At 72.7% G+C, this 16,326-nt stretch carries 18 protein-coding genes and 1 riboswitch; of the genes, 2 read left to right on the forward strand and 16 right to left on the reverse strand.

The window, feature by feature from the left end; translation table 11 throughout:
• Positions 1-1,202: glycine oxidase ThiO (thiO, locus tag AB0G14_RS01115; RefSeq protein ID WP_357692513.1), on the reverse strand; the 1,202-nt coding region annotated here is incomplete at its 3' end.
• Positions 1,196-1,822, reverse strand: a complete 627-nt coding sequence (thiE, locus tag AB0G14_RS01120) for a thiamine phosphate synthase (RefSeq protein WP_357692515.1) — start codon at positions 1,820-1,822, stop codon at positions 1,196-1,198. The genes thiE and thiO, both read right to left, overlap by 7 nt.
• Positions 1,817-1,925: riboswitch (TPP riboswitch) on the reverse strand. It overlaps the preceding gene by 6 nt.
• 122 nt (positions 1,926-2,047) lie before the next feature.
• Between thiE and AB0G14_RS01125 the strand changes: the two genes are divergently transcribed.
• Positions 2,048-2,980: a DUF559 domain-containing protein gene (locus AB0G14_RS01125; RefSeq protein WP_357692517.1), complete on the forward strand. Its 933-nt coding sequence runs from the start codon at positions 2,048-2,050 to the stop codon at positions 2,978-2,980.
• 233 nt (positions 2,981-3,213) lie between these two features.
• Here the strand turns inward: AB0G14_RS01125 and AB0G14_RS01130 are convergent, their stop codons facing one another.
• The 3 genes from AB0G14_RS01130 to AB0G14_RS01140 are packed head-to-tail and all read right to left on the reverse strand — an operon-like array spanning position 3,214 to position 6,536.
• Positions 3,214-4,176, reverse strand: coding sequence for an aldo/keto reductase (locus AB0G14_RS01130; RefSeq protein ID WP_357692519.1), 963 nt, complete (start codon positions 4,174-4,176; stop codon positions 3,214-3,216).
• Positions 4,177-4,209: 33 nt separating this feature from the next.
• On the reverse strand, positions 4,210-5,889 hold the full coding sequence (locus tag AB0G14_RS01135) for an ATP-binding cassette domain-containing protein (RefSeq protein ID WP_357460265.1): 1,680 nt from the start codon (positions 5,887-5,889) through the stop codon (positions 4,210-4,212).
• Positions 5,890-5,930: 41 nt separating this feature from the next.
• Positions 5,931-6,536 (reverse strand): methyltransferase, encoded by a 606-nt coding sequence (locus tag AB0G14_RS01140; protein WP_357692521.1) that lies wholly within the window; start codon positions 6,534-6,536, stop codon positions 5,931-5,933.
• 136 nt (positions 6,537-6,672) lie between these two features.
• Between AB0G14_RS01140 and AB0G14_RS01145 the strand changes: the two genes are divergently transcribed.
• Positions 6,673-7,959 carry a hypothetical protein gene (locus tag AB0G14_RS01145; RefSeq protein WP_357692523.1) on the forward strand — a complete coding sequence of 429 codons (1,287 nt, stop codon included), beginning with the start codon at positions 6,673-6,675 and terminating at the stop codon, positions 7,957-7,959.
• 102 nt (positions 7,960-8,061) lie between these two features.
• On the opposite strand, the gene truA is transcribed toward AB0G14_RS01145, so the two are convergent.
• The 11 genes from truA to secY all read right to left on the reverse strand — a co-directional run bounded on the left by truA (position 8,062) and on the right by secY (position 16,173).
• Complete coding sequence (truA, locus tag AB0G14_RS01150) at positions 8,062-8,892, reverse strand: tRNA pseudouridine(38-40) synthase TruA (RefSeq protein ID WP_357692525.1); 831 nt, start codon at positions 8,890-8,892, stop codon at positions 8,062-8,064.
• Positions 8,893-8,961: 69 nt separating this feature from the next.
• Positions 8,962-9,522: a 50S ribosomal protein L17 gene (gene rplQ / locus AB0G14_RS01155; protein WP_350711523.1), complete on the reverse strand. Its 561-nt coding sequence runs from the start codon at positions 9,520-9,522 to the stop codon at positions 8,962-8,964.
• A gap of 34 nt (positions 9,523-9,556) precedes the next feature.
• Complete coding sequence (locus tag AB0G14_RS01160; RefSeq protein ID WP_091079335.1) at positions 9,557-10,579, reverse strand: DNA-directed RNA polymerase subunit alpha; 1,023 nt, start codon at positions 10,577-10,579, stop codon at positions 9,557-9,559.
• Positions 10,580-10,677: 98 nt separating this feature from the next.
• Entirely contained in the window at positions 10,678-11,304 is a 627-nt protein-coding gene (rpsD, locus tag AB0G14_RS01165) for a 30S ribosomal protein S4 (RefSeq protein WP_350711525.1), read from the reverse strand.
• 14 nt (positions 11,305-11,318) lie between these two features.
• Positions 11,319-11,726: a 30S ribosomal protein S11 gene (rpsK, locus tag AB0G14_RS01170; RefSeq protein WP_007073011.1), complete on the reverse strand. Its 408-nt coding sequence runs from the start codon at positions 11,724-11,726 to the stop codon at positions 11,319-11,321.
• Between the two features lie 18 nt (positions 11,727-11,744).
• Positions 11,745-12,125 (reverse strand): 30S ribosomal protein S13, encoded by a 381-nt coding sequence (gene rpsM, locus AB0G14_RS01175; protein ID WP_043965541.1) that lies wholly within the window; start codon positions 12,123-12,125, stop codon positions 11,745-11,747.
• A 263-nt stretch (positions 12,126-12,388) separates the two neighbouring features.
• On the reverse strand, positions 12,389-12,502 hold the full coding sequence (gene rpmJ / locus AB0G14_RS01180; RefSeq protein ID WP_012184307.1) for a 50S ribosomal protein L36: 114 nt from the start codon (positions 12,500-12,502) through the stop codon (positions 12,389-12,391).
• 93 nt (positions 12,503-12,595) lie between these two features.
• Positions 12,596-12,817 carry a translation initiation factor IF-1 gene (gene infA, locus AB0G14_RS01185; protein WP_007073013.1) on the reverse strand — a complete coding sequence of 74 codons (222 nt, stop codon included), beginning with the start codon at positions 12,815-12,817 and terminating at the stop codon, positions 12,596-12,598.
• A 428-nt stretch (positions 12,818-13,245) separates the two neighbouring features.
• Positions 13,246-14,097 (reverse strand): type I methionyl aminopeptidase, encoded by an 852-nt coding sequence (gene map, locus AB0G14_RS01190; protein WP_357692530.1) that lies wholly within the window; start codon positions 14,095-14,097, stop codon positions 13,246-13,248.
• 93 nt (positions 14,098-14,190) lie between these two features.
• Positions 14,191-14,844 (reverse strand): adenylate kinase, encoded by a 654-nt coding sequence (locus AB0G14_RS01195; RefSeq protein WP_357460255.1) that lies wholly within the window; start codon positions 14,842-14,844, stop codon positions 14,191-14,193.
• On the reverse strand, positions 14,845-16,173 hold the full coding sequence (gene secY / locus AB0G14_RS01200) for a preprotein translocase subunit SecY (protein ID WP_357692533.1): 1,329 nt from the start codon (positions 16,171-16,173) through the stop codon (positions 14,845-14,847).
• Between the last annotated feature and the right edge of the window lie 153 nt (positions 16,174-16,326).

The raw sequence follows: 16,326 nt of genomic DNA on the forward strand, positions 1-16,326 counted from the left end.
ACAACCGGATCGGCGGTGGCGGCCCGTCCGACGGTGACAACCGGATCGGCGGTGGCGGCCCGTCCGACGGTGACAACCGGATCGGCGGTGGCGGCCCGTCCGACGGTGACAACCGGATCGGCGGTGGCGGCCGGCGCGAACCGGTCCGGGGTGAAGGGGGCGAGCAGCGGGTCCGCCGTACCGGTGACGACCAGGTCGGCGACCAGGTCGGCGGTGACGGGGGTGAGCACGATGCCGTGCCGGTGGTGCCCGGTCGCGACGAGCACGCCCGGCCGGCCGGGCAGCGGGCCGAGGATCGGGGCGTTGTCCGGGGTGCCGGGGCGCAGGCCGGCGAGGGCCTCGACGAGGTCGTACTCGGCCAGCTCCGGCAGCAGGTCGACGGCGGCGCGGAGCAGGCGCAGCACCGCCCCGGCGGAGACGTCGGTGTCGGCGCGCTCCTCGACGGTCGCGCCCACCACCACCTCCCCGCTGTCGCGGGGCACGAGATAGACGTGCTCGCCGTCGGCGTACCCCCGGATGACGTGCCGGAAGACCGGCGCGCCGCCGCCGGGCGCGCGGAGCCGTAGCACCTGGCCCTTCACCGGCCGCACCGGCAGCCCGGTCAGGGCCGCCGCCCCGCAGCCGGCCGCCACCACCGTGACGCGGGCGTCCACGTCGGACAGCCGGCGCACGGCGGCGGGCACCAGCGTGGCGCCGGCCCGTTCGGCGGCCGCGCGCAGCGCCGGCACCAGCCGGCGCGGGTCGACCTGGTGGTCGGTGGCGGCGAGCGCGCCGCCGCGCACCCGGGGCGCCAACGCCGGCTCGCGGTCCCGCAGCGCCGAGGGGCGCAGCGGCGTCACCGGCAGTCCGAGACCCTGCTGGTACGCCCACAGCCGGCGGGCCTCGGCCAGGTCGTCGGCGGTGAGCCCGACCACCAACGTGCCCTCGGTGCGGTAGCCGACGTCCGCGCCGGTGGCGGCGGTCAGCTCGGCGGCGAAGGCGGGCCAGCGGGCGGCGGAGGCGGTCAGCAGCCCGGTCAGCTCGTGCTCGCCGAAGTACGCCTCGGCGACCGGGGCGAGCATCCCGGCGGCGACGTACGACGCGCCGGAGCCCGGGGCGGGGTCGTGCACGGCGACCCGGAGGCCGCGCGCCGCGCAGCGCCAGGCGATCGCCAGCCCGACCGGTCCCGCCCCCACCACGGCGACGTCCGGCCGGCTCAGCACCCCAGCGCTCCCAGCAGCTCCGCCGTCGCCCGGGCCGGATCGGCCGCCCCGGACAGTGCCCCCACCACCGCCACCCCGTACGCCCCGGCGGCCAGCAGCGCGGGCGCGTTCGCGGCGGTCACCCCGCCGATCGCGACCACCGGCACGTCCACGGCGGTGGTGACGGCGCGCACCCCGGCCGGGCCGATCGGCGCCGGCAGGCCGGTCTTGGTGCTCGTGGCGTGGCAGGGGCCCACGCCCAGGTAGCTGGCCCCGGCGGCGACCGCCTCGGCGGCCGTCCCCGGCTCGCGGGCGGTGGCCCCGAGCACGGCGGTCGCGCCGAGCACCCGGCGGGCCGCCCCGACCGGCAGGTCCGCCGCGCCGACGTGCCCGCCGGCGGCGCCCACCGCCAGCGCCACGTGCAGCCGGTCGTTGACGAGGCAGGGGACGTCGTACGGCGCGCAGAGCGCGACCACCCGGCGGGCCAGGTCGTACGCCTCCCGGTCGGTGGCGTCGTCGGTGACGCGGACCTGCACGACCAGCTCGGCGCGGGCCACCGGAAGGGCCGCCCGCAACACGGCCAGCGGATCCCGCCCGGGTCGGGTGTCGGTGATCAGATGCAGTCGTCCCAGGGACGGCACGGCAACACTCCTCCCTGCGCCGGCATTACCCGGATCAGGTTCGACGGTCGGGGGCTCTCAGCCCCCCTCTCAGCCCGGTGCACCGGGCTCCCGTGGGTCACTTGCGCGTGTCACCGTACGACGGATCGCCGGATCCGCCAAGGGCGGGACGCGGATTTCACACCGACCGTCCGAAGCCGACGATCGGGGCGGCGCGTGACCGACCCGTCACGCGATGCTGTCCGGATGCCCTCCCCCGCCCGGGTTCCGCCCCGGCTCGCCTTCCTGCCGTTCCGCGGCAGCACCGCGATCGCGCAGGGGCTGCTGACCCGCGCCATGCTGCGCGGCCCGACCTGGCAACGCCTGCTCCCCGACGTGTACGTGCACCGGGACGCCCTGCGCGCAGCCGACCATCGGCTCTGGTGCGACGCGGTCGCCCTGCTCCTGCCCGCCGGTGCCGCGATCGCCGGGCCGAGCGCCGCGTACCTGTGGGGCGTCGACCTGCTGCCGCGGAACGCGCCGGTCAGCGTGCTCCTTTCCCGGCCGGCACGCCTGCGCCCGCACCCACAGCTGGCCGTCACCCGCTCGGCGCTGCCGGGCAGCGACCTGACCTGCTTCGGCGGCCTACCGGTCACCACGCCGCTGCGAACGGCGTTCGACCTCGCGCGACGAGGGCCACGCGACGAGGCCCTCGTCGCCGTCGACGCCATGCTGCACCGCCGGGTGGTCGGGCTGCCGGCCCTGCAGGCGTACGCCGACACGCGTTCCCGCTGGCCCGGGCTGCCGCTGCTGCGCGAGGTGCTGGCGCTGGCCGAGCCGCTGAGCGAGTCCCCGATGGAAACCCGGCTGCGGCTCCTCCTGCTCGACGCCGGGCTGCCCCCACCCACGGCACAGCACGACGTGCTCGACGCCCGGGGGCGGTTCGTCGGTCGGGTCGACCTGGCCTGGCCCGCCCTGCGCGTCGCGGTCGAGTACGACGGCGACCACCACCGCGAGCGCGCCCACTTCCGCCAGGACGTCGCCCGGCTGAACGCGCTGCGCGCGGCCGGCTGGATCGTCCTCCGCTTCACCGCCGACGATGTGCTCCGGCACCGGCCCCGGACGGTACGCCTCGTCACCGCCGCCCTGCGGGAACGTGCAGACGAGCGGAACAGCACGGCTGTAACCCGCCCACGGTGACAGCCGTGCCGTTCCACCCGCGGCGGCGCACGGTCCCTCCGGCCAGGTGACGGAGCGCCCGCCGGCAGGCCCACGGGACAGTCGCCCGGGGCCGGCCGGGACGGGCGCGCGGGGAAAGATGGCGGGGACGGGTGGAACACCAGGGCTGCCTCCCGGTGTCGGAGACGTGCGTGGTGTTCCACCCGTGACGACCCGGGCCTGGGCGGGCGCGTCGGCGGCCGGGCGTACCCGGCTCAGAGGATGGCGCGGAGGGCGTCGAGGTCCTCGTCGGTGGGCTGCCAGGTGCCCGCCTCCGCGTTGGAGCGCACCTGCTCGGGTGTGGTGGCACCGGCGATCACCGAGGTCACCGCCGGCAGGGCGGCCAGCCCGCCGATGGCCACCTGGAGCATCGACAGCCCCCGCTCGTTCGCGTACGCCTCGATCGCCTCGATGGTGTCCCAGTCGGCGGCGGCGAGGCGCTGTGCGTACCGGCCGCCTCCGGCGAGGCGGCTGCCGGCGGGCGGGGCCTGGTCGCGCTTGTACTTGCCGGTCAGCAGGCCGTTGGCCAGCGGGAAGAACGGCAGCAGCCCGAGGCCGAACCGCTCGCAGGCCGGCACCACCTCGGCCTCGGCGGAGCGTTCCAGCAGGCTGTAGTGGTTCTGCACGCTGATGAACCGGGACCGGCCGTTGGACGACGCCACCCAGTCCGCGTCGGCGATCTGCCACCCGGCGAAGTTGGAGTTGCCCAGGTAGCGCACCTTGCCGGCGCGGACCAGGTCGTCCAGCGCGGCGAGGGTCTCGTCGATCGGGGTGCCCGGGTCAGGCTCGTGCATCTGGTACAGGTCGATGTGGTCGGTGCCGAGCCGGCGCAGCGACGCCTCCACGGCGCGGGCGATGTAGCGCCGCGCGCCCCGGGCGCCGAAGTCGGGGCCGTTGAGGCCGTGCATGTCCATGCCGAACTTGGTGGCCACCACCACGTCGTCGCGGCGGCCCTTGAGCGCCTGACCCAGCAGTTCCTCGGAGCCGCCCTGCGGCTCGCCGTAGATGTCGGCGGTGTCGAAGAAGTTGATCCCGGCGTCCAGCGCGGCGTCGACCACCGCCCGGGTCCCGTCGAGGTCGAGCTTGCGGCCGACGTTGTTGCAGCCGATGCCGACGACGGACACCACGAGCCCGGAGTCGCCCAACCGGCGGTAGGTCATCTCAGTCACGAGATCCACCCTATGCCGGCCGGCCCGCCGCCCGGGTTCGCCTCAGCCAACGTCCCAGACCGGCTCGGGGGTCTCCACCACCTCGTTGTCGCCGCGGAAGAGGACGAACCGGTCGAACGATCGGGTGAACCAGCGGTCGTGGGTCACCGCGACCACGGTTCCCTCGAACGCCGTCAGCCCGGCCTCCAGCGCCTCCGCCGACGCCAGGTCGAGGTTGTCGGTGGGCTCGTCGAGCAGCAGCAGCGTCGCGCCGGACAGCTCCAGCAGCAGCACCAGGAACCGCGCCTGCTGCCCGCCGGAGAGGGTGCCGAAGCGCTGGTCGCCCTGCCCCGCCAGCTCGTACCGGGACAGCGCCGCCATCGCCGCGTGCCGGTCCATGCCGGCCCGGTGGTCGTCCCCCCGCCAGAGGATCTCCACGAGGGTCTTCGCCATCAGCTCCGGCCGGTCGTGGGTCTGCGAGAAGTGCCCGGGGCGCACCCGCGCGCCGAGCCGGGCCACCCCGTCGTGCGCGACCGGCGCGAGCGCCGCCGCGCCGTCGACCGGGCCGTTGGCCGGGTCGGGGTCGCTGCCGCCGCGGGCGAGCAGCCGGAGGAAGTGCGACTTCCCCGTGCCGTTGGCGCCGAGCACCGCCACCCGGTCGCCGTACCAGATCTCCAGGTCGAACGGGTAGGTCAGGCCGTCGAGCTCCAACTGCTCGCAGACCACCGCGCGCTTGCCGGTCCGCCCGCCGGTCAGGCGCATCCGGATGTCCTGGTCCTTCGGCGGTACGGGCGGCGGCCCGGCCTCCTCGAACTTGCGCAACCGGGTCTGCGCGGCCTGGTAGCGCGAGGCCATCCCGTCGTTGTACGCGGCCTTCTGCTTGTACATCAGCATCAGCTCGCGCAGCTTCTGGTGCTCCTCGTCCCAGCGTTTGCGCAGCTCGTCGAGGCGGGCGTGCCGGGCCACCCGCGCGGAGTGCCAGCTCGCGAAACCGCCGGGGTGCACCCAGGCGCTGCCGCCCTCCACGGCGACCACCCGGTCGGCGGTGTGCGCCAGCAGCTCCCGGTCGTGCGAGACGTAGAGCACCGACTTGGCCGACTCGCGCAGCCGCCCCTCCAGCCAGCGCTTGCCCGGCACGTCGAGGAAGTTGTCCGGCTCGTCGAGGAGCAGCACCTCGTCGGGGCCGCGCAGCAGCAGTTCGAGGGCGAAGCGCTTCTGCTGGCCGCCGGAGAGGGTCCGGACGGGTCGCTCCCGGGCGCCGTCCCACGGCAGGCCGAGCACGATGGTGGCGACGGTGTCGAAGAGCACCTCGGCGTCGTACCCGCCGGCCTCGCCCCACGCCGCGAGCGCGTCCGCGTACGCCAGCTGGGCCTTGCCGGCGGCGGTGCTGTACTTGCCGCGGACCTCGGCCGCCCGCATGGCCGCCTCGGTCTCGGCGAGCCGGCGGCCGGCGTCGCGCAGCGCCGGCGGGGCGAGCGACAGCGCCAGGTCGGCCAGTGTGGACTCGTCACCGATCATGCCGATGAACTGGCGCATCACGCCCAGCCCGCCGGCCCGCGCGATCGCGCCGGTCTTCACCGGCAGGTCGCCGGCGACCATCCGCAGCAGCGTCGTCTTGCCGGCGCCGTTCGGCCCGACCAGGGCCACCTTGGCGCCCTCCCCGACCCGGAACGAGACGTCGGTGAAGAGTTCCCGCCCGTCGGGGAGGAGGTGCCCGACGGCTGCCACGTCCACGTATCCCACGCCGGCATCCTGCCCGAGCACCCGCCGGGCGGCCCAACCAATTACCGGGTGACGCGCAGCACCCGGTAGCCCTTCTGGCTGGCGTGCCGCTCGACCTGCCAGCCCTGGTCGGCCAGCCAGCGGTGCAGCGAGTCGCCGCCGAGGTGGCGGGCGACCACCAGCCAGGCGACGCCGTCCGGGGCGAGCCGGGGCAGCCAGCGCAGCAGCATCCGGTGCAGCTCGTCCTTGCCGACCCGGATCGGCGGGTTGGACCAGAGCTGGGCGAACGTCACGTCGGCGGGCACGTCGTCCGGCGCGGCGACGCGTACCCGGTCGCCCGCGCCGACCCGCCCCGCGTTGGCCGCGGTCAGCTCCCGGGCCCGCTCGTTGACGTCGACGGCCCAGACGGTCGCCGACGGCGCCGAGGTGGCCAGCACGCAGGTGATCGGCCCGAAGCCACAGCCGAGGTCGAGCAGGGCGCCGGCCGTGCCGGCGGGCGGCAGCTCGGCCTTGCGCAGCAGCACGGCCGTGCCGGGGTCGAGGCGGGCGGCGGAGAAGACCCCGCCGGAGGAGGTCAGGGTGTAGTCGCGGCCGGCGACGGCGAACTCGACCTCGCGCGGGTGGGCGGCAGTCGCGGGTTCAGCGGTGAAGTAGTGGTCGCCGGTCACGCCGGCAATTCTCGCACCGCCCTCGCCACCGGCCGGTCCCGGGCCGAGGAGCGGACACAGCACGACACGAAACAGTCAGGCACCCAATTTCCCGTTATTACCCCCTAAAGGGACAATGCCTCCTACCCTGGGCGACATGGTGTATCGGTACGAGTCCGATGAGGAAGCATTCATGGAGTACCCGGAGCGCGGGTCCGGCCGCTCGGTGCTCGGTGCCGGTCCGCCGGCCGGTCCCTCCCCGTCCCGCTTCCCGACGCCGTCGCTGCCCCGGCCCAACCGGGTCGCGCTGCCCCCCGCCGAGCCGGCGCCGGTCCGCGCCCCGGTCCCGGTGTCCCCCGCGCAGCACGCGCCAGCACCACAGGCGCCGCAGCCGCCGCCACCAGCGCCACAGCCGCCGCAGACGTCGCCACCAGCGTCACAGGAGGCGGCGCCAGCGCCACAGGCAGAGGTACGGCCCGACCCACCGACCCCGCAGGCCCCGCCGGACCCGCAGGCGCGGTCGGACGTGCAGGCGCGGTCGGACGTGCAGGCGCGGTCGGACGTGCAGGTGTCGCCGGCACCGGCCGAGCCGGCCGTAGCGGCCGAGGCACCCGTGGACACCGAGGCACCCGTGGCGGTCGAGCGCCCCGTGCCGCAGCGGGGCGGCGGCCGGCTGTGGCAGGTGCTGGTCGGCGGTGCGGCCGTGCTCGTGCTGCTCGCGCTCTGCGGCCTCGGCGCCGCCGCCCTGCTGGTCGAGCGCGACCGGACGCCGCAGGCCACGCCCACCGGCCAGCCCCAGGTGGCCGAGTCGGCCGAGGCCGGGGCGCACGACCTCGACTCCCGGGACACCGACCAGGCGCCGCTGACGGCCAAGGAACTGTTCCCCGGCACGCAGCTCGTCGTCGCCGACGGGCAGCCCGCGTACCGGGTGCTGAAGACCCACTCCAGCGCCAGCTGCGCGGTCGCGGCCACCGGGGAGGTCGCCGACCTGCTGGTCCGGCTCGGCTGCAACCAGGTGGTCCGGGCCACCCTGCGCACGCCCGACGGCGACCACCTGGTGACCGCCGGCCTGTTCAACCTGACCGACCGCGCCAGCGCCGAACGCGCCCGCGACCGGATCCGGCAGATGCTCGACGAGCGGCAGGGCCGATTCCGGGGCATGCCGGCCGACAACGGCACCGAGGCGATCGCCACCGCGCCGGCGCGGGTCGGCTGGCAGGTGCGCGGCCACTACCTCGCGTACGCGGTGGTCGCCCGCGCCGACGGCGAGACGATCAGGTCGGGCGACACGAAGGCCAGAGAGATCCTCTTCGACATGATCGAGCTGCACCTCAACCAGAGTGTGCTGGAGCGCCGGGCGGACGGTGGGACGGCCGGCCAGCCGACCGACGAGGGCGCGGACCGCACCGGCACACAGGACGGGAGCGAGCTGCCGGGCGAGTGACGAGCCCCCGGGTGTGGACGGGTGCGCGGGCCCCGACGGCCGACACCCTGGCCGGTCGGCACCGATCCGCCGAGATGGCGCACGTCGGACGCGTCCCTGCGGTCAACCCTCCACGGGGACGCGCAGCCGGCGGGTCGCCTCGGCGCGGCGGGCGTACTCGGCCGGGTCGTCGGGGTAGCCCACGGCGACCAGGGTCAGCCCGTGCGCCGGGGCAACGGTCACCTCGCTGGACCGTTCCCGGCGGGTGAGCAGGCTGCCCGGCCACCCGACCGGACGGCGCCCGTCCCCCGCGACCAGCATCGCGCCGACCAGGCTGCGCACCATCGCCTGGCAGAACGCGTCGGCCTGCACGGTGGCCACGAGGAGCCCGTCGGGGTCCCGCCGCCAGTCCAGCCGGGTCACCTCGCGCAGCGTGGTGGCGTTCTCCTTGCGCCGGCAGTACGCGGCGAAGTCGTGCTCCCCCACCAGCCCCGCCGCGGCGGCGTTCAGCGCGTCCAGGTCGAGCGGCTTCGGCCAGGCCAGCACCTCGTGCCGGCGCAGCGGCTCGGCGCCCCACGGCGCGTCGGTGACCCGGTACTCGTAGCGGCGGAAGGTGGCCGAGAACCGGGCGTCGAAGTCGGCGGGCACCTCGGTCATCGCCCGCACCCGCATGTCGGTGGGGAGCAGCCGGGCCAGCCGGCGCAGCAGCCGCCCCTCGTGCTCCCGCCACACGGCGGTGGACAGGTCCACGTGGCAGACCTGCCCGGTGGCGTGCACCCCGGCGTCGGTGCGACCCGCCACGGTCAGCCCCGTCGCCGTCCCCGCGCCGAGCACCAGGTCGAGGGTCTGCACGAGCACCCCGGCGACCGTACGCCGTGTCGGCTGGGCGGCCCAGCCGGAGAAGCCGGTGCCGTCGTACGCGACGTCCAGCCGCAGCCGGGTGCGCTCGTCCACTCGTACCTCCGCCTCACGGGGTCGGGCCCGGCACCCCACGAGGGGTGCCGGGCCCGACGGTGGCCTGGATCAGGCCTTGTCGTTCTCGCCGGCCTCGTCGCTGTCCTCGCGGGCGGCGGCGGTGTCGCCGGACGCCGACACGGGCGCCTCGGCGTCCTGGTCGCCCGAGTTCGACTTCGGGGCCTCCTCGGCCGGGGCGAGCGCCTCGACCTTGTCCTGCTGCGCGGCCTTGCGGGCGGCGGTCTTCTTGTTCGCCTTCGGCTCGGCGACCTGAAGCTCCTCGACCAGCTCGATGATCGCCATCGGCGCGGCGTCACCCTTGCGCGGACCGGTCTTCACGATCCGGGTGTAGCCACCGTTGCGGTTGGCGTACCGGGGCGCGATCTGGTCGAACAGGGCGTAGACCACGTCCTTGTCCTTGACGACGCCCAGCACCCGCCGGCGGGACGCCAGGTCGCCGCGCTTGGCCTTGGTGATGAGCTGCTCGGCCAGCGGACGCAGCCGCCGGGCCTTCGTCTCGGTGGTCTGGATCTTGCCGTGCTGGAACAGCGCGGTGGCCAGGTTGGCCAGCATCAGCCGCTCGTGCGCGGGGCTGCCGCCGAGGCGGGGGCCCTTGGTGGGCGTGGGCATGCTTGGTGCTCCTCAGGTGTGGCGGCAGCGCGGACTAGAGCTGCTCGGTCTCGCGGTAGTCGTCGGTGTCGTAGTCGGCCTCGCCGAAGGTGTCCACGACGTGCGCCGGGTCGAAGTTCGGGGCCGAGTCCTTCAGCCCCAGACCCATCCCGGCGAGCTTCATCTTGACCTCGTCGATCGACTTCTGACCGAAGTTGCGGATGTCGAGGAGGTCGGCCTCGGTACGCCCGATGAGCTCACCAACGGAGTTGATGCCCTCGCGCTTGAGGCAGTTGTAGGAGCGGACGGTCAGGTCCAGCTCCTCGATCGGCAGCGCCAAGTCCGCCGCGAGCTGGGCGTCCTGCGGGGACGGCCCGATGTCGATGCCCTCGGCGGTCTCGTCCAGCTCCCGGGCCAGACCGAACAGCTCCACCAGCGTCGAGCCGGCCGAGGCCAGCGCGGTACGCGGGCCCATCGACGGCTTGGTCTCGACGTCGATGATCAGCCGGTCGAAGTCCGTCCGCTGCTCGACACGGGTCGCCTCGACGCGGTAGGTCACCTTGAGCACCGGCGAGTAGATCGAGTCGACCGGGATCCGGCCGATCTCGGCGCCGGCCTGCTTGTTCTGCGCCGCCGTGACGTAGCCGCGGCCCCGCTCGACGGTCAGCTCCATGTCGAGCCGGCCCTTGCCGTTGAGGGTGGCGAGCTTCAGGTCGGGGTTGTGCACCGAGACGCCGGCCGGCGGCTGGATGTCACCCGCGGTCACGTCGCCGGGGCCCTGCTTGCGCAGGTACATGCTGACCGGCTCGTCGTGCTCGGAGCTGACGCAGAGCTCCTTGATGTTCATGACGAGCTCGACCACGTCCTCCTTGACACCGGGGATCGTGGTGAACTCGTGCAGCACACCGTCGATCTTGATCGAGGTGACCGCCGCACCCGGGATCGACGACAGCAGCGTACGCCGCAGCGAGTTGCCCAGGGTGTAGCCGAAGCCCGGCTCCAGCGGCTCGATGGTGAACCGGGACCGGGTCTCGTTGATCGACTCCTCGGAGAGGGTCGGTCGCTGGCTGATGAGCATGTCTTCTCTTCTCTTCCGGGGCGCCCGCCATATGACGCCCACGACAAACTGTTCCGGTGGCCCGCCCGTGTCGGGCGGGCCACCGCAACGAGCCCCGACTACTTGGAGTAGAGCTCGACGATCAGCTGCTCCTGGACCTGCGTGTCGATGACCTGGCGGGCCGGGAGCGAGTGCACGAGGATCTTCATCTGGCTGGGGATCGCCTCGAGCCACGCCGGAACCGACCGCGAGCCGGCCTCGGCCTGCGCCACGATGAACGGGGTGAGCTCCTTGCTCTTGCCCCGGACCTCGATGATGTCGTGCTCCTTGACGCGGTACGACGGGATGTCGACCTTCTTGCCGTTCACCGTGAAGTGACCGTGCTTGACCAGCTGACGGGCCATGTCCCGGGACTTGGCGTAGCCGGCCCGGTAGACCACGTTGTCCAGCCGCGACTCGAGGATCTGCAGGAGGACCTCACCGGTCTTGGCCTGCTTGGCCACGGCCTCCTCGTAGTAACCGCGGAACTGCTTCTCCAGCACGCCGTAGACACGGCGGGCCTTCTGCTTCTCACGGAGCTGGAGCAGGTACTCCGTCTCCTTCGTGCGGCCGCGGCCGTGCTGCCCGGGCGGGAACGGCCGGGACTCGAACGGGCACTTCGGGCCATCGCACTTGCTGCCCTTGAGGAACAGCTTCATCTTCTCCCGCCGGCAACGGCGGCAGTCAGCACCGGTGTAACGAGCCATCTCTCTCTAACCTCTCAGACCCGGCGACGCTTCGGCGGACGGCACCCGTTGTGCGGCTGCGGGGTCACGTCGGAGATCTGACCGACCTCCAGGCCCACGGCCTGCAGCGAACGGATGGCGGTCTCCCGGCCGGAGCCGGGGCCCTTGACGAACACGTCGACCTTGCGCATGCCGTGCTCCATCGCCCGGCGCGCGGCGGCCTCGGCGGCGAGCTGCGCGGCGAACGGGGTCGACTTGCGGGAGCCCTTGAAGCCCACCTGGCCCGCGGAGGCCCAGGAGATGACCGCACCGGTCGGGTCCGTGATGGACACGATGGTGTTGTTGAAGGTGCTCTTGATGTGCGCCTGCCCGTGGGCGACGTTCTTGCGTTCCTTGCGCCGGACCTTCTTGACAGCGGCTCCGGCACGAGCCTTCGGTGGCATAAGTCTGTGCGCTCCTATTTACTTCTTGCCGGGCTTCTTCTTGCCGGCCACGGTCCGCTTCGGGCCCTTGCGGGTCCGCGCGTTGGTCCGGGTCCGCTGGCCACGCACGGGCAGGCCCCGGCGGTGCCGGATGCCGGCGTAGCAGCCGATCTCGACCTTGCGGCGGATGTCAGCGGCGACCTCGCGGCGCAGGTCGCCTTCAACCTTGTAGTTGCCCTCGATGTGGTCGCGGAGCTGGACCAGCTCCTCGTCCGTGAGGTCCCGGGCGCGCTTGTCCGGCGAGATGCCGGTGGCGGCGAGCGTCTCCAGGGCGCGGGTCCGACCCACGCCGAAGATGTAGGTGAGCGCGATCTCCATCCGCTTCTCGCGGGGGAGGTCGACGCCGACTAGACGTGCCATGTGCGGGCGTGCTCCTCGTGGTGTTCTGGCGGAGGTGTGGACCCGTCCCACCCCGCTACCGACCGTTCCGCCTCCGGCGTCGTGCGCCGGCGACCGGAAACGGTCGCTGCCCGAGCGGGCCCCGGCCTCCGACCGGGGGTCAACCACGAAGAGGTACGCGACGCGCACCGCCCGCGGCTGGGACGAGCAATTGATTCGTTGTCTGGATCCGCGGCCCGGACCGATTACGACCGACCGTTGTCACACGGCCGGTCGGAACTGGTTCAGCCCTGGCGCTGCTTGTGGCGCGGGTCGGTGCAGATGACCATGACCCGGCCGTGCCGGCGGATGACCCGGCACTTGTTGCAGATCCTCTTGACGCTCGGCTTGACCTTCACGGTTGCCTTACTTCCCATCTGGCCCGACGACGCGCCGAGGCGCGACACCGGACGTCGAAGACGGACACGGGGACGTCCCGGCCGTCGTCAGGCTTACTTGTAGCGGTAGACGATGCGCCCGCGGGTCAGGTCGTACGGCGAGAGTTCGACGACGACCCGGTCCTCCGGCAGGATGCGGATGTAGTGCTGCCGCATCTTGCCGCTGATGTGAGCCAGCACCTTGTGACCGTTCGCGAGCTCCACGCGGAACATTGCGTTCGGCAGGGGCTCGATGACCCGACCCTCGATCTCGATGGCTCCGTCTTTTTTCGGCATGTCCTCCGCTGTCCTGACGTCGGTTACTCCGGACGGCCCACAACGTCTTACACGGGCGACTGATCAAGATCAGGAAGCCCGCGCCAGCCGCGGCTCCGACTCCCACCGAAGCGCGGGGTGGGCATGCCGGAGTGGACGCTGTGCGCCGATCAGAAAGTGTACGCCCGCCTGCGGGCCGTCGCCAAACCGGCCACCCTTGGGAGCGTCGGACCACCCGAAAGGCGACAATCAGGCATCCAGGTCACCCGCCCAGCGTTCCGGCCCGGCGGGCGCCTCGACCAGGAACAGGACAGCGCCCGCCGGCGTCGCGAGCTCCCGCGCCGCGGGGGCGGCGGGCGCCGGCGGGCCGTGACGAGGGCGTCCCGCTCCCCGTACGCCAGCGGCGACCGCTCGTCGTGCTCGGGCGGCTCCGGCCGACCATCGTCGGATCAGACGGCCGGCGAGTCGGCGGGCTGACGGGAGGTGACGAGTTCGCCGAGCCGGGCGCGACCGCCGTCCGGTGCGGTCAGCACCCAGACGCCGTCCGGGAGCAGCGCCATCGTGTGCTCGACGTGCACCGCCATCGACCGGTCCCGGGTGACCACGGTCCAGCCGTCGGAGAGCTCCACCGTCCGGGGCGAGCCCATCGTGATCATCGGCTCGATCGCCAGCGCCATGCCCGGCACCAGGCGGGGGCCCTTGCCCGGGCGTCCGTGGTTGAGCACGTGCGGGTCCTGGTGCATCTCGGTGCCGATGCCGTGGCCGCCGTAGCCGTCGACGATGCCGTACCGGCCGCCCTTGCGGACGGCGTTCTCCACGGCGTGCGAGATGTCGGTGAGCCGGCCCCTGCCGCTGGCCGCCCCGCGGGCGGCGGCGGCGATGCCGGCCCACATGGCGTCCTCGGCCACCTCGGCCATCCTGAGCAGCGCCGGGTCGACCTCGCCCACGCCGACCGTGATCGCGGCGTCGCCGTGCCAACCGTCGAGCACCGCGCCGCAGTCGATCGAGATCAGGTCCCCGTCGCGGAGCACCTGCTGCGGCGCCGGGATGGCGTGCACGACCTGCTCGTTCACCGACGAGCAGATCGATGCCGGAAAGCCGTGGTAGCCCTTGAACGAGGGGACGGCACCGGCCTCGCGGATGGTCGACTCGGCGATGGCGTCCAGGTCGGCGGTGCTGACCCCGGGGGCGACCGCCTCCCGCATCCGACGCAGCGCCTCGGCGACCACCAGCCCGGCGGCCCGCATCTTCTCGATCTGGTCAGGGGTCTTCAGCTGGATGTCCAGCTGGGGACGACGCATGGAGCCGTTACCTTTCGTTGCCGATGCCGAAGAGCGGGGCACGTCGGACGTACCCCGCTCTTCGCACTCTATCCGCCGGAGCCCGGCGGGACGTCAGCCGCCGTACGACCGCAGGGCGTCGATGGCGCGGAGCGTGACGTCCTCCACCGGGCCGGTGGCGTCGATGCCCACCAGCTTGCCCTGGGCGCCGTAGTAGTCGACCAGCGGCGCGGTCTTGTCCGCGTACTCCCGCAGGCGGGTGGCGATGGTCTCCGGCTTGTCGTCGTCGCGCTGGAACAGCTCGGCGCCGCAGCGGTCGCAGATGCCCTCGCGGGTGGTCGCGTCGAACTCGACGTGCCAGATCTTGCCGCAGCCCCGGCACGTACGCCGGCCGGAGAGCCGCCGGATCACCTCGTCGTCGTCGACGACGAGTTCCAGCACCAGGTCGAGCGCGGTGCCCAGGTCGGCGAGGAGCTTGTCCAGCGCGGCGGCCTGCGGCGTGGTGCGCGGGAAGCCGTCGAGCAGGAAGCCCTCGGCGGCGTCCGGCTCGGCGAGCCGGTCCCGCACCATGTTGATCGTGACCTCGTCGGGCACCAGCTCGCCGGCGTCCATGTAGCGCTTCGCCTCGATCCCCAGCGGCGTGCCCTGGGAGACGTTCGACCGGAAGATGTCACCGGTCGAGATCTTCGGGACCGAGAGGTGCGCGGCGACGAACTCGGCCTGCGTACCTTTGCCCGCACCCGGCGGGCCAACCAGAACGAGTCTCATCTACCGCAGGAACCCTTCGTAGTTCCGCTGCATCAGTTGGCTCTCGATCTGCTTGGTGGTCTCCAGACCGACGCCGACCATGATCAGGACAGCGGTGCCGCCGAACGGGAAGTTCAGGTACTGCTGCTTGTCCAGCCAGATGAAGAAGAAGTTCGGCAGGATCGAGATGATGCCCAGGTAAAGGGCGCCCGGCAGGGTGATCCGGCTGAGGATGAAGTCGAGGTAGTCGGCGGTCGGCTTGCCGGGGCGGATGCCCGGCACGAAGCCGCCGTACTTCTTCATGTTGTCCGCGACCTCGGTCGGGTTGAACGTGATCGAGACGTAGAAGTACGTGAAGAAGATGATCAGCAGGAAGTAGACCGAGATGTAGATCGGGCTGGTCGGGTCGACCAGGTTGTTCTGGATCCACGCCTGGGTCTTGCCCGGGTTGGTCTGGTCGAAGAACTGCAGCGCCAACTGGGGCAGGTAGAGCAGCGACGAGCCGAAGATGACCGGGATGACACCCGCCTGGTTGACCTTCAGCGGGATGTAGGTCGAGGTGCCGCCGTACATCCGCCGGCCGATCATCCGCTTGGCGTACTGCACCGGGATCCGGCGCTGCGCCTGCTCGATGAAGGTGACCGCGGTGATGACCACCAGGACCAGCGCGATGACGAGGATGAACTTGCCCCAGCCGCCGGTCTGCTTGATCTGCCAGCCCTCACTGGGAAGCCGGGCCGCGATCGAGGTGAAGATCAGGACGGACATGCCGTTGCCGACGCCCCGGTCGGTGATCAGCTCACCGAGCCACATCACCACGCCGGTGCCGGCGGTCATCGTCATGACCAGGAGGGTCAGCGTCAGCCAGTCCGGGATCCCGGTGCCCTCGGGGATGATCGGGAACTGGTCGCACTGGTTCTGGAACAGCTGCCCGGAGCGGGCCAGCGCCACGAACGCCGACGCCTGGAGGACGCCCAGGCCCAGCGTCAGGTAGCGGGTGTACTGGGTGATCTTCGCCTGGCCGGCCTGGCCCTCCTTGCGGAGCTGCTCGAGCCGCGGGATGACCACGGTCAGCAGCTGCAGGATGATCGACGCGGTGATGTAGGGCATGATGCCCAGCGCGAAGACCGAGAGCTGCAGCAGCGCGCCGCCGGAGAAGAGGTTGAGCAGGTTGAGGACCCCGGTGGAGCCGTTCTCCAGGGTGTCGAGGCACTTCTGCACGTTGCCGTACGAGACACCCGGGCTGGGCAGCGTAGCCCCGAGCCGGTAGACCGCGATGATGCCTACTGTGAACAGCAGCTTCTTGCGCAGGTCAGGCGTACGGAACGCACTGAGAAAGGCGGACAGCAACTTCTTCCTCCTGCGCGCGGCGGGCCGCCGGTGATCCCGGGCGGGTCGGGGTGGGTGCCGGGCGAGCGCCCGATATCCATAGCTGGGAAGGGACTCTAACAGCCCGATCCCGGTCCGGGCAGATGTGCCCGGCTACATAAACCGAATCCGATG

The sequence above is a fragment of the Micromonospora sp. NPDC023814 genome (assembly GCF_040639595.1).
Taxonomy (GTDB): domain Bacteria; phylum Actinomycetota; class Actinomycetes; order Mycobacteriales; family Micromonosporaceae; genus Micromonospora.

Coding starts and splice junctions, on each gene's coding strand:
- AB0G14_RS01195 (WP_357460255.1), bottom strand. CDS start 14,844: ATGAGACTCGTTCTGGTTGGCCCGCCGGGTGCGGGCAAAGGTACGCAG.
- AB0G14_RS01125 (WP_357692517.1), top strand. CDS start 2,048: ATGCCCTCCCCCGCCCGGGTTCCGCCCCGGCTCGCCTTCCTGCCGTTC.
- infA (WP_007073013.1), bottom strand. CDS start 12,817: ATGCCGAAAAAAGACGGAGCCATCGAGATCGAGGGTCGGGTCATCGAG.
- AB0G14_RS01160 (WP_091079335.1), bottom strand. CDS start 10,579: ATGCTCATCAGCCAGCGACCGACCCTCTCCGAGGAGTCGATCAACGAG.
- rpsM (WP_043965541.1), bottom strand. CDS start 12,125: ATGGCACGTCTAGTCGGCGTCGACCTCCCCCGCGAGAAGCGGATGGAG.
- rpsK (WP_007073011.1), bottom strand. CDS start 11,726: ATGCCACCGAAGGCTCGTGCCGGAGCCGCTGTCAAGAAGGTCCGGCGC.
- rplQ (WP_350711523.1), bottom strand. CDS start 9,522: ATGCCCACGCCCACCAAGGGCCCCCGCCTCGGCGGCAGCCCCGCGCAC.
- AB0G14_RS01145 (WP_357692523.1), top strand. CDS start 6,673: ATGGTGTATCGGTACGAGTCCGATGAGGAAGCATTCATGGAGTACCCG.
- map (WP_357692530.1), bottom strand. CDS start 14,097: ATGCGTCGTCCCCAGCTGGACATCCAGCTGAAGACCCCTGACCAGATC.
- rpsD (WP_350711525.1), bottom strand. CDS start 11,304: ATGGCTCGTTACACCGGTGCTGACTGCCGCCGTTGCCGGCGGGAGAAG.